At 70.4% G+C, this 11,306-nt stretch carries 9 protein-coding genes and 1 pseudogene; 8 read left to right on the forward strand and 2 right to left on the reverse strand.

All coding sequences use genetic code 11. The annotated features are described in order from the left end of the window. The first annotated feature begins 118 nt into the window (after nucleotides 1–118). Nucleotides 119–364: a hypothetical protein gene (locus LW587_RS14590; protein ID WP_232630318.1), complete on the forward strand. Its 246-nt coding sequence runs from the start codon at nucleotides 119–121 to the stop codon at nucleotides 362–364. A gap of 196 nt (nucleotides 365–560) precedes the next feature. On the opposite strand, the gene LW587_RS14595 is transcribed toward LW587_RS14590, so the two are convergent. After that, nucleotides 561–1,106, reverse strand: a complete 546-nt coding sequence (locus tag LW587_RS14595; RefSeq protein ID WP_232630319.1) for a TetR/AcrR family transcriptional regulator — start codon at nucleotides 1,104–1,106, stop codon at nucleotides 561–563. Nucleotides 1,107–1,214: 108 nt separating this feature from the next. Here LW587_RS14595 and LW587_RS14600 point away from each other — a divergent pair, with 108 nt between their 5' ends. The 4 genes and pseudogenes from LW587_RS14600 (at nucleotide 1,215) to LW587_RS14615 (ending at nucleotide 4,890) form a co-directional block, all read left to right on the forward strand. Continuing rightward, nucleotides 1,215–2,003: an SDR family NAD(P)-dependent oxidoreductase gene (locus LW587_RS14600; RefSeq protein WP_232630327.1), complete on the forward strand. Its 789-nt coding sequence runs from the start codon at nucleotides 1,215–1,217 to the stop codon at nucleotides 2,001–2,003. A 40-nt stretch (nucleotides 2,004–2,043) separates the two neighbouring features. Next, complete coding sequence (locus LW587_RS14605) at nucleotides 2,044–3,063, forward strand: NADP-dependent oxidoreductase (protein ID WP_232630320.1); 1,020 nt, start codon at nucleotides 2,044–2,046, stop codon at nucleotides 3,061–3,063. Continuing rightward, nucleotides 3,060–3,923: pseudogene (locus LW587_RS14610) on the forward strand (alpha/beta fold hydrolase); the annotation flags it as partial. The gene LW587_RS14605 and the pseudogene LW587_RS14610, both read left to right, overlap by 4 nt. Nucleotides 3,924–3,942: 19 nt before the next feature. Beyond that, nucleotides 3,943–4,890: a hypothetical protein gene (locus LW587_RS14615; RefSeq protein ID WP_232630321.1), complete on the forward strand. Its 948-nt coding sequence runs from the start codon at nucleotides 3,943–3,945 to the stop codon at nucleotides 4,888–4,890. A 134-nt stretch (nucleotides 4,891–5,024) separates the two neighbouring features. On the opposite strand, the gene LW587_RS14620 is transcribed toward LW587_RS14615, so the two are convergent. Beyond that, nucleotides 5,025–7,157: a sodium-translocating pyrophosphatase gene (locus tag LW587_RS14620; RefSeq protein WP_232630322.1), complete on the reverse strand. Its 2,133-nt coding sequence runs from the start codon at nucleotides 7,155–7,157 to the stop codon at nucleotides 5,025–5,027. Between the two features lie 450 nt (nucleotides 7,158–7,607). Between LW587_RS14620 and ybeY the strand changes: the two genes are divergently transcribed. Genes ybeY through lnt form a run of 3 tightly spaced genes read left to right on the forward strand, consistent with a single transcriptional unit; the run spans nucleotide 7,608 to nucleotide 10,967 of the window. Next, nucleotides 7,608–8,045: an rRNA maturation RNase YbeY gene (gene ybeY, locus LW587_RS14625; protein WP_232630328.1), complete on the forward strand. Its 438-nt coding sequence runs from the start codon at nucleotides 7,608–7,610 to the stop codon at nucleotides 8,043–8,045. Between the two features lie 45 nt (nucleotides 8,046–8,090). Continuing rightward, nucleotides 8,091–9,242: a hemolysin family protein gene (locus LW587_RS14630; protein ID WP_232630323.1), complete on the forward strand. Its 1,152-nt coding sequence runs from the start codon at nucleotides 8,091–8,093 to the stop codon at nucleotides 9,240–9,242. Nucleotides 9,243–9,281: 39 nt separating this feature from the next. Then, the gene (lnt, locus tag LW587_RS14635) at nucleotides 9,282–10,967 is read left to right on the forward strand and encodes an apolipoprotein N-acyltransferase (RefSeq protein WP_232630324.1); all 1,686 of its coding nucleotides are present in this window, start codon (nucleotides 9,282–9,284) and stop codon (nucleotides 10,965–10,967) included. Nucleotides 10,968–11,306: the final 339 nt, after the last annotated feature.

The raw sequence follows: 11,306 nt of genomic DNA on the forward strand, positions 1-11,306 counted from the left end.
CCGGCCCCGTTTTCGTCGCGGCGGAGCGATGTTCGGAGGCTCGGATTGCGCAGATCTGGGAACGGTTGAGGTTTCCCCGCCGTTGAGAGCGCAGTTTTCACCCTCCTGGAGGAAGAACATGCGGAACTCTCTTCTTGCTGCGGCCGCCGTCCTGACCCTCACGGGCATCTCCGGCGCGAGCGCGCAGACCACCGTGATCGAGCGCGACGGGCCCGACCGCGTCGTGGTCGACCGTCCGGCCACCACCTCCTCGACCACGGTCGAGCGCCGCGAGAGCTCCTCGACGGGCTGCGCCACCAAGTCGGTGACGAAGGAGAACGAGGTCGGCGACCGCAAGACGGTCACCAAGGAGACCTGCGACTGATCCTTCCGACATCCCCGTGACCCGAAGAACCCGCCGCGGCCCGCCCGCGGCGGGTTCTTCTTTGTCGGGCGCCACCCGCCATGGTGGCGTCATACCAAATCCGGTTGAACCCTTCGGGATGGCGGATTTGGACTTCGCTCAAACGCCGCGCGGGCTTGCCTGATCCGGGTTCCGCTTTGATCAAGCGGAGCCCGGATCAAGCGCCGTGATCGATCCAGCGGCGGGTCTCGGCCAGGATCTCGTCCGAGAGCGGGGCGTCGTCGACCGCCCGCGCGAGGATCAGAGCCCCGACCATGGCCGCGGCGCTCGCGATGGCCTCCCGGCGCCGGTCCTCGGTCACGCTGTCCGGCAGCGCGGCCGCGATACGCTCGATCTGCGCGCGGATGCCGGCAGTCATGGCCGAACGCGCGGCGGCGGGCCTCAGCCGGACATCCGCCGCCAGGGCGGCCATCGGGCAACCGCCGCCGACGGCGTCCCGATGTCCCGCCGAGAGGTAGGTCGCCAGGAAGGCCGGAAGCGTCGCCTCCGCATCGGATTTCTCGGCGATCGCCTCGGCGATGGCATGGGCCAGCAGGTCCTCCTTCGAGGCGAAGTGACCGTAGAATCCCCCATGGGTGAGGCCCGCGGCCTTCATCACCTCGGCGACGCTCACCGCCTCGAACCCCTTCTCCCGGAACAGGCGACTGGCCTCCGAGAGGATGCGCCGGCGATGGGCGCGCATCTGTTCCTGAGTGACCCGCATCCCGAAAAATCCCCGTCGCAGCCGTTGACACTAATATGATGGCGATCATATTTGAGCGCAATCATGATATTGATCATGAAAAGCGACACCGTGCGCAGGGACCTCGCCATGCCGACCAAGCCCACCGTCCTCGTCACCGGGGCCTCCTCCGGCATCGGAGCCACCTATGCCGACCGGTTCGCGCGGCGGGGACATGACCTCGTGCTGGTGGCCCGCGACCGGGCCAAGTTGGACGCACTTGCCGAGCGGCTCCGTCGGGAGAACGGGGTGGCCATCGACGTCCTCCAGGCCGACCTCACGGTGCCGGATCAGGTCCGGGCCGTCGAGAAACGCCTGCGCGACGACGCCCGCGTCGGCATCCTGATCAACAATGCCGGCACGAATGTCGGGGGTTCCTTCGTCGAGCAGTCGCTGGACGACATCGATCGCCTCGTGGCCCTCAACGCCACCGCGGTGATGCGCCTCGCCCACGCGGTCGCCCCCCGTTTCGCCGCGGCGGGCGAGGGCGCCCTCGTCAATATCGGGTCCGTCGTCGGGCTGGTGCCCGAGTTCGGCACGACGGTCTACGGCGCGACCAAGGCCTTCGTGCTCTACCTGTCCCAGGGTCTGAGGCATGAACTCGACCCGCTGGGCGTCTATGTCCAGGCCGTGTTGCCGGCGGCCACCCGCACCGAAATCTGGAGCCGCGCGGGCGCGGATCCGGCCGCGCTTCCGCCGATGATGGAAGTCGACGACCTCGTCGATGCCGCCCTGGCCGGGTTCGACGCGCGCGAGGCGGTGACGATCCCGCATCTGCACGACGCCGGCCAGTGGGACGCCTTCGACGCGGCGCGACAGGCGATGATACCCGGCTTCGGCACGGTCCAGCCGGCTCCGCGCTACACGTCCGCCGCCTGACGCGGCCCCCTTCTCTTCGGCATTCGGAGTTCCCGCGCCCATGAAGGCCTTCATCCTCGACCGCTACAAGAAGAAGCAGCCGCTCCGGCTCGGCGACGTGCCCGAGCCGACGATGGGGGACGGGGACGTCCTCGTCGCCATCGAGGCCACCGCCCTGAACCCCCTCGACCTGAAGATCCGCGACGGCGACTTCAAGGTGCTTCTCAAATACCGTCCCCCCTTCGTCCTGGGTCACGATCTGGCCGGAACCGTTCTGCGGGTGGGACGTGACGTCCGGCGCTTCAAGGTCGGCGACGCGGTCTATGCGCGGCCGCGGGACGGGCGGATCGGCACCTTCGCCGAGCGGATCGCGGTCGACGAGGCGGACCTCGCCCTGAAGCCGAAGACCCTGTCGATGGCCGAGGCGGCGTCCATCCCCCTGGTCGGCCTGACGGCGTGGCAGGCCTTCGTCGAGCTGGCCCCGCTGAAACAGGGCGACAAGGTGCTGATCCACGCCGGCTCCGGCGGCGTCGGCACCATCGCGATCCAGCTCGCCAAGCATCTCGGGGCGACGGTGGCGACCACGACGAGCGCGGGCAACGCCGATCTCGTCAGGAGCCTCGGGGCCGACGTCGTCATCGACTACAAGACCCAGGATTTCGAGAAAGTCCTGTCCGGCTACGACGTCGTCCTCAACAGCCTGGGCAGCGACACGCTCCGGAAATCGCTCGACGTTCTCCGGCCGGGGGGCAAGCTGATCTCGATCTCCGGTCCGCCGGACCCGACCTTTGCCAAGGCGGCGGGCCTGAACTGGGGGGTCGTGCAGGTCATGCGCCTGCTGAGCCTCGGCATCCGGCGCAAGGCCAAGACCCGCGGCGTCGACTACGTGTTCCTGTACATGCGCGCGAGCGGGGCCCAGCTGGCGGAGATCACGGCCAAGATCGAGGCGGGCATCCTGCGCCCGGTTCTCGACCGGGTGGTCCCGTTCGAGGCGACCGACCGGGCGATGAGCGAGATCGAATCCGGCCGAACCAAGGGCAAGGTCGTCATCGCGGTGAAGCCCGAAGGCGCGGCGACATGAACCAGCCCCTCGTCTCGTCCGCGGATCCGGCGTCGCGCTGGACCGACACTCCGAACCGCACCGTCACGGCGGCGGGCACGACCTTCGCCTATCGGCGGCTCGGGCCGCCGGCCGGCGTGCCGGTGGTCCTGCTGAACCATTGGGGGGCCAATCTCGACAATTTCGACCCCCGCATCGTCGAGGGTCTGGCACGGGGCCGCCCGGTCATCGCCATCGATTACCGCGGAATCGGCGCCTCCGGGGGCGAGGTTCCGCCCACCGTGGCGGCGATGGCCAGCGACACGGTCGCGATCATCCGGGCCCTCGGGCTGGACCGCGTCGACCTGCTCGGGTTCTCCCTCGGCGGGTTCGTGGCCCAGCAGGTGATCCTCTCGCAGCCCGACCTTGTCCGGAGGGTGATCCTGGCCGGGACCGGCCCCGCCGGCGGCGTCGGCATCGACCGGGTGGGCCGCGTGTCGTGGCCGCTCATCCTGAAGGGGATTCTGACTCTCCGCGATCCGAAGACCTTCCTGTTCTTCACAGCGTCGCAGACCGGTCGCCACGCCGCGCAGGCGTTTCTGGAACGCCTGAAGGAGCGCACGACGGATCGCGGCGAGGACGTGGGCATCGGGGTGATGCTGGCGCAGTTGAAGGCGATCCACGCCTGGGGCCGGCAGCCCCCGCAGGACCTCGGGCGGGTCGCTCACCCCGTCCTGGTCGCGAACGGGGACCGGGACATCATGGTGCCGAGCGTCAACTCCGAGGATTTGGCCCGGCGGCTGCCGAACGCGGAACTCGTCCTCTACGGGGATGCGGGCCACGGCGGCATCTTCCAGAACCACGAGGCCTTCACGCGCAAAGCCGTCGCCTTCCTCGACGCGGCCCATTTCGGAGATCGCTGTGCAAACGTCACGTCCCAAGCTCGGTGCGCGCCTGCTCGGCGGCGTGGCCATGGTCATCGGGGTCAGCGTGGCCGCCTACGCCTCCGCGTTGACGGTCTCGCTCCCGTCGGCCGCGCCATTCCCCGAAGGCCTGAGCGCGACCGCCGATGGGACCCTGTACGCGAGCAGTCTCACGAAGGGCGGGATCGTCCGCGTGAAGGCCGGTTCGCAGATCGCCGAGCCCTGGATCCAGCCCGGCGCGTTCGGCACCCGCTCGACGTTCGGCGTCCTCGTCGACGAGGGGGCGGGCCTCCTCTGGGTCTGCTCCAACGATGCGACGCCCCTTGGGGTCGCAGGCCCCAACGCCATCGAGGGCGCCTTCGTGAAAGGCTTCGACCTCGCGACCGGGGAGGGCAAGGTCAGCCTCCCGCTTCCCGCGAAACCGTCGCTGTGCAACGACCTGACGATCGGCCCCGAGGGCGCCCTCTACGTCTCGAATACCCTTCAGCCCCAGATCCTGCGCCTGAGGAAGGCAGCCTCCCAGCTCGAAGTCTGGGTGCAGGACGACCGTTTGAAGGGCGGGCTCGACGGCCTCGCCTTCGGCCGGGACGGCGCGCTCTACGTCAACACCTTCCTCGGCGGCGAACTCTTCCGCATCGAGGCGAAGGGGGACGCGGCCGGCGCCATCACCAAGCTCCGGACCTCCCGGCCGCTGACGTTTCCCGACGGCTTCAAGGCGGACGGAACCGGGTTCCTCATGGTCGAAGGCAGCGGCGCCCTCTCCCGGGTGACCCTCGCCGATGACCAAGCGACGGTCGAGACGATCCAGGATTTCGCCGGGCCGACCGGCTTGGCGCGGGTGGGCGAGACCGTCTGGGTGGCGGAGGGCCAGCTCGACGTCCTGATGAATCCGGAAAAGAAGGGTCAGAGCCCGAGCTTCCAGCTGCGCGGGGTCCGCGTGCCCTGACACCGGCCACGCGACCGTCCCGGACTCCCGCGAGACGGACCAAGCCTGCAAAACGAACGCCGCCGAACCGGCATCTGGTTCGGCGGCGCATTTTTGGCGGGGCACGCAATGGACGCGCGCGGGACGGCGATCGCTCAGGCGTGGGCCAGGATCGCCAGCAGCAGCAGGGCGATGATATTGGTGATCTTGATCGCCGGGTTCACCGCGGGTCCGGCGGTGTCCTTGTAGGGGTCGCCGACGGTGTCGCCGGTCACCGCCGCCTTGTGGGCGTCGGAGCCCTTGCCGCCGTGATGCCCGTCCTCGATGTACTTCTTGGCGTTGTCCCAGGCGCCGCCGCCCGAGGTCATCGAGATCGCGACGTAGAGGCCGGTCAGGATCACCCCGAGCAGGGAGGCGCCGACCGTGGCGAAGGCCTCGCTCTTGCCGGCGATGGCCTGGATCACGAAGAAGATCACGATCGGCGAGAGCACCGGCAGCAGCGAGGGGAGGATCATCTCCTTGATCGCCGCCCGGGTCAGCATGTCGACGGCCCGGCCGTAATCCGGACGGTCGGTGCCCTGCATGATGCCGGGCTTCTCGCGGAACTGGCGGCGGACCTCCTCGACCACCGCGCCGGCAGCGCGGCCGACGGCGGTCATCGCCATGCCGGCGAACAGGAACGGGATCAGGCCGCCGAGCAGAAGGCCGACCACGACGTAGGGGTTGGAGAGCGAGAAATCGACGCTCACGCCCTGGAAGAAGCGGTACTGCGTCGGGCTCGCATTCGCGATGAAGTAGTTCAGGTCGGAGGTGTAGGCGGCAAACAGCACGAGGGCGCCGAGGCCCGCCGAGCCGATGGCATAGCCCTTGGTCACCGCCTTGGTGGTGTTGCCGACGGCATCCAACGCGTCGGTCGCCTTACGCACGTCGGAGGGAAGGCCCGACATCTCGGCGATGCCGCCCGCGTTGTCGGTGACGGGACCGAAGGCGTCCAGCGCCACGATGAAGCCCGCCAGCGCCAGCATCGCGGTCACCGCGATGGCGATGCCGAACAGGCCGGCCAGGGCGTAGGTCGAGATGATGCCCGCCACGATGACGAGGGCCGGCAGCGCCGTCGATTCGAGGGAGATGGCGAGCCCCTGGATCACGTTGGTGCCGTGACCGGTGACGGAGGCGGTCGCGATCGACTTCACGGGACGGAAGTTCGTGCCGGTGTAGTATTCGGTGATGACGACGATCAGCGCCGTGATGGCGAGGCCGAGCACGGCGCAGCCGAACAGGGCCGCGGACGAGAAGGTCAGTCCGGTATTGGTTGTGAAGGTGGCCGAGAAGCCGCCGAACAGGGCGTAGTTCACCGCCGCGATGGCGCCGACCGAGAGCACGCCCGCAGCGATCAGGCCCTTGTAGAGCGCACCCATGATCGACTGGTTGGCGCCGAGCTTCACGGCATAGCTGCCGGCGATCGAGGTGATGATGCAGGCCGCGCCGATGGCGAGCGGGTAGATCATCATGGTTTCGAGCACGGCCGGATTGCCGGCGAAGAAGATCGCCGCGAGCACCATGGTGGCGACGACGGTGACCGCGTAGGTCTCGAACAGGTCGGCGGCCATGCCGGCGCAGTCGCCGACATTGTCGCCGACGTTGTCCGCGATGGTGGCGGGGTTGCGCGGATCATCCTCGGGGATTCCGGCCTCAACCTTGCCGACGAGGTCACCGCCGACATCGGCGCCCTTGGTGAAGATGCCGCCGCCGAGACGCGCGAAGATCGAGATCAGCGAGGCGCCGAAGCCGAGCGCCACCAAGGCGTCGATGACCTCGCGGCTGCCCGGCGCGAGGCCCGCGCCGCGGGTGAGATAGAGGTAGTAGAGGGCGACCCCGAGCAGCGCGAGGCCCGCCACCAGCATTCCGGTGACCGCGCCGGACTTGAAGGCGACGTCGAGCCCGCCGCCGAGCGACTGGGTCGCGGCCTGGGCGGTGCGGACGTTGGCACGCACCGAGACGTTCATGCCGATGAAGCCGGCCATGCCCGAGAGCACGGCGCCGATCAGGAAGCCGACCGCGACCTTGATGCCGAGGAAATAGGCGAGGAGGACGAAGAGAACGACGCCGACGAGGCCGATGGTGAGATACTGGCGCTTGAGATAGGCCTGGGCCCCTTCCGCGATGGCGCCTGCGATCTCCTGCATGCGCTGGGTGCCCGCGTCCCGTCGCATGACGTCGCGGATGGTCACGACCCCGTAGGCGATGGCGCAGAGCCCGCCCACGATGATCAGCAAGAGTGCGGTCATTCGTGCGTCCTTGCGATTTTGATGGGATGGCCGAGCGGTGGCCGGGATGGCCACGGGACGTGCTGCTCGGCTCTTGCGGCGTCCTCCCTGGACAGGCGGCATTTGATTGCCAAACTTCGGCGTGAAGCGCAAACGCCGCGTGCTGCTGAAAGCGGGACGAAACGCAGGTTCGAAAGATACGGACGGGAAACTGATTGTTGCATTGCAATATTTGCATCGCACAAGGCACGCCGAATCCTATCGTTTGCTGGATTCACCCGGGAGGGACCGGCCAAGCCGGCCCCGGCGCGGACGGCGCTCCCCTCCCGCACCGGCGGCATGCGCCGCCCGTCGCGCCGTGGCCGCGCCGGTGCTAGAAGGCGCCGCCCCTGCATGCGCGATGAGAGCGAGCGTTCCTTGAGCCGACCCGAAGCCGAGATCGAGGTCAGCGTCGAGGACCCGCGCTGGGAGATGGCGGTGCCGGATCTCGAAGCCCTGGCGGTCCGCGCGGTCGAGGCCGCCCTGGCGTTCGGCCCCGGCCTCTCCGCCGACCCGGTCGAGGTCAGCGTCCTCCTCACCGACGACGAGGCGGTCCGGACGCTGAACCGCACCTGGCGGGGCAAGGACCGGCCCACGAACGTCCTCTCCTTCCCGGCCGCGCCGCAACCCCTCCCGCCGGGCCTGGCACGCCCGCTCGGCGACGTCGTTCTTGCGTATGACACGCTCGTGCGCGAGACTGGCGAGCAGTCGAAGCCGCTCGCGCATCATCTCGCCCACCTCCTGGTCCATGGCACCCTTCACCTTCTCGGACAGGACCACGAGACCGGCGAGGCCGAAGCCGATGCCATGGAAGCGCTCGAGATCGAGGCGCTTGCCACCCTCGGCATCCCGAACCCCTACGATTCCTGATTCGCGGCCATCCCGGCCCTCCCGTCCCATCCAACTCAGAGACCGATGAGCAACGACCGAAGTCGCGGCGCGGCCCTTGCCGCGCCGACCGCAGACGCCGAGCCGCCTCCGCGCGAAGCGTGGTACGATCGTCTGCTCAACGTGTTCCACCTGCGCCAGCGCGACTCCCTGCGCACCGGCCTCGAGGAGGCGCTGGCGGAGCCCGACACCGGCGAGGACGCGTTCTCGCCCCTCGAGCGGGCGATGCTCAAGAACGTGCTGGGCCTGCACAAGGTGCGGGTCGACGACGTGATGGTGCCTCGCGCCGACATCGTGGCGGTGGGGATCGACACCAATCTCGGCGATCTGCTCAAGCTCTACCGCACCGCCGGCCATTCACGCCTGCCGGTCTATGGCGAGACCCTCGACGATCCCCGGGGCATGGTCCACATCCGGGACTTCGTGGAGTACCTCGCCACCAAGGCCGAGGCCGCGCCGCGCCGCCCGGCCACGCCCCCGGCAGCTGCGGCCGCGCAGAGTTCCGGGCTCGACGCCGCCGCGGATCCCAAGCCCGTGCCGCGTCCCCGCCGCCAGCCGGCCGCGCGGGCCCTGCGCGGACTCGACCTCGGCAAGGTCGATCTCTCGGCGACGCTCGCCTCCACCCGCATCCAGCGCCCGGTCCTGTTCGTGCCGCCCTCCATGCCGGCGATCGACCTGCTGGTGCGGATGCAGGCGACGCGCACCCACATGGCCCTCGTCATCGACGAGTATGGCGGCACCGACGGGCTGATCTCGATCGAGGACCTGATCGAGATGGTGGTCGGCGACATCGAGGACGAGCACGACGTGGCGGAGGGCCAGCTCGTCCACCGCCTCGAGGGCGATCAGGAGGCCTTCGTGGCCGATGCCCGCGCCGGCCTCGCCGAGGTGTCCGAGACGACCGGGGTCGATCTCGTGGCGGCCGTGGGCGAGATGGCCGAGGAGATCGACACGATCGGCGGCCTGATCGTGACTCTGGCCGGCCGGGTGCCCTCCCGGGGCGAGGTGATCGCCGGGCCGGGCGATATCGAGTTCGAGGTGCTCGACGCCGATCCCCGGCGGGTGAAGCGGATCAAGCTCCAGCGCGGGCCCGCCAAGATCGCCGCCGTGGTGCCGCTCGCCTTGCCGCCGCCGCGGACCGCCCCCGAGCCGGGACCGGCGGCCGATCCCGGCCCATGACCGCCGAGCCCGCAGCCCCGCTCGCATGATCCTCCGTTCATGACCGCCTCCTCCGGCCGCGCCCCCGGGGCCGGACCGCCTCCGGCCGCGTTGCGCGTCGGGCCCCTCGACGCGCTCGCCCACCGGGTCATCCTCAGCCATGGCTGGCGGCGCCTCGTCCTCGCCGCCGCCGCGGGGGCCGCCGGCGCTCTGGCGATGCCGCCCTTCGGGCTGTTCCCGGCCCTGGTCGTCTCGCTCACCCTCGCGGTCTGGCTGATCGACGGGGCGACGGTGGGCGGATCCCTGCGGCGGACGCTCGGCGCCTGCGCCGGGATCGGCTGGGCCTGGGGTTTCGGCTACTTCACCGCCGGCCTGTGGTGGCTCGGGGCCGCCTTCCTGGTCGAGGCGGATCAGTTCGCCTGGGCGATGCCGCTGGGCGTCCTCGGCCTGCCCGCTGGGCTCGCCGTGTTCTTCGCCCTGGGTTTTGCCGCCGCCCGCCTCGTCTGGTCGCGGGGCGCGGCCCGGATCGCCGCGCTCGCCTTCGGCCTCGCGAGCGCCGAGTGGCTGCGCGGGCACCTGTTCACGGGCTTCCCCTGGAACAGCCTCGGCATGGCGTTGGGCACCAACCTCTGGACCATGCAGGCCGCCGCGCTGATCGGGCTCTACGGCCTGACCCTGCTCGCCGTCCTCGTCGCCGCCGCGCCTGCGACCCTCGCCACCGGGACGGGCCCCCGCGCCCGCTGGACCCCCTCCCTCGCGGCCTTGGCCGCCCTCACGCTGCTGGCCGCCTACGGGGTCTGGCGGGTGCCCGCCGCGCCCGATCCGACCGTCGCGGGCGTGCGGCTCCGCCTGATCCAGCCCAACGTGCCCCAGGATGCCCGATTCCGGGCCGAGATGCGCGACAAGATCGTCGGCAAGTATCTCGACCTCAGCGACCGCGCCGCCTCGCCGGATCGCACCGGCATCGGCGACGTCACCCACCTGATCTGGCCGGAATCCGCCTTTCCCTTCCTGATCCAGCGCGATCCGCAGGCCCTCGGCCGGATCGGGGCGGCCCTGCCGGCGGGCAAGCAGCTCGTGACCGGCGCGGCGCGGGGCCGCGAGCCGCTGACCCGCGAGACCGCGGTGTTCCACAACTCCATCCTGACGATCGGCCCCGGCGGCCGGATCGGCGAGATCTACGACAAGGTGCACCTCGTCCCCTTCGGCGAGTATCTGCCGGCCCCCCTCGACGCGGTCCTGCGGGCCATCGGCCTGCGCCAGTTCGTAGCGGTGCCCGGCGGCTTCACGGCCGGCCCCCGCGAGGGCCAGCGCATCCTCGCGGTGCCCGGCCTTCCACCGGTCGCGGCGACGATCTGCTACGAAGCGATCTTTCCCGGCGCGATCCGGCCGCCCGCTCCCGCGGACGGCGCTCCGGCGGTGCCGGGCCTGATCCTCAACCTCACCAACGACGCGTGGTTCGGCGACACGCCGGGGCCGCGCCAGCACTTCGCGCAGGCCCGCCTGAGGGCGGTGGAGGAGGGGCTGCCGCTGGTGCGCGACGCCAATTCCGGCATCTCCGCGGTGGTCGATCCCCATGGCCGGATCGTCGCCAGTCTGCCGCTGGGCGTGGAGGGCGTGCTCGATGCGAGCCTTCCCGCGCGGCTGCCGGGGCTCACGCTCTACGCGACGCTCGGCGACGCGCCCTTCGCCGCCGGGCTCCTCGCCTGTCTCCTCGTGGCCCTGGTCGGCCGACGCAAGGCCTGACGACGGGCGCCGAGCCTGCCCGCCCCTCCGCTGCGGGGGCTCCGAAGCCGACACGTGCGAGAAGACTTTCCGAAATCGAGACACTTAGCCGTGGGAGCTAGCCGTCATCTCGAACGTTCGCCCTTCATGATGGAGGCTCGGCCGGTCGCAGGATCGGCGCGCCGGCCTCCGATGGAGGAATGACACGATGAAGCGGATTCTCATGGCCTCGGCCGCCCTGGTCGGCGCCCTGGCCTTCCTGCCGGCGAGCGCCGATGCCCGTCCGGGCGGATTCGGCGGCGGCGGCATGCGCGGCGGCGGTGGTGGCTTCGGCGGGGGCGGCGGCATGCGGGCCGGCGG

The sequence above is a fragment of the Methylobacterium sp. Leaf118 genome (genome assembly GCF_920984675.1).
In the GTDB taxonomy this organism is placed as follows: Bacteria; Pseudomonadota; Alphaproteobacteria; order Rhizobiales; family Beijerinckiaceae; genus Methylobacterium.

Bases quoted from the DNA above. Each gene is read 5' to 3' on its own strand.
- LW587_RS14600 (WP_232630327.1), top strand. From the start codon at position 1,215: ATGCCGACCAAGCCCACCGTCCTCGTCACCGGGGCCTCCTCCGGCATC.
- ybeY (WP_232630328.1), top strand. From the start codon at position 7,608: ATGGCGGTGCCGGATCTCGAAGCCCTGGCGGTCCGCGCGGTCGAGGCC.
- LW587_RS14630 (WP_232630323.1), top strand. From the start codon at position 8,091: ATGAGCAACGACCGAAGTCGCGGCGCGGCCCTTGCCGCGCCGACCGCA.
- lnt (WP_232630324.1), top strand. From the start codon at position 9,282: ATGACCGCCTCCTCCGGCCGCGCCCCCGGGGCCGGACCGCCTCCGGCC.
- LW587_RS14620 (WP_232630322.1), bottom strand. From the start codon at position 7,157: ATGACCGCACTCTTGCTGATCATCGTGGGCGGGCTCTGCGCCATCGCC.
- LW587_RS14605 (WP_232630320.1), top strand. From the start codon at position 2,044: ATGAAGGCCTTCATCCTCGACCGCTACAAGAAGAAGCAGCCGCTCCGG.
- LW587_RS14595 (WP_232630319.1), bottom strand. From the start codon at position 1,106: ATGCGGGTCACTCAGGAACAGATGCGCGCCCATCGCCGGCGCATCCTC.
- LW587_RS14590 (WP_232630318.1), top strand. From the start codon at position 119: ATGCGGAACTCTCTTCTTGCTGCGGCCGCCGTCCTGACCCTCACGGGC.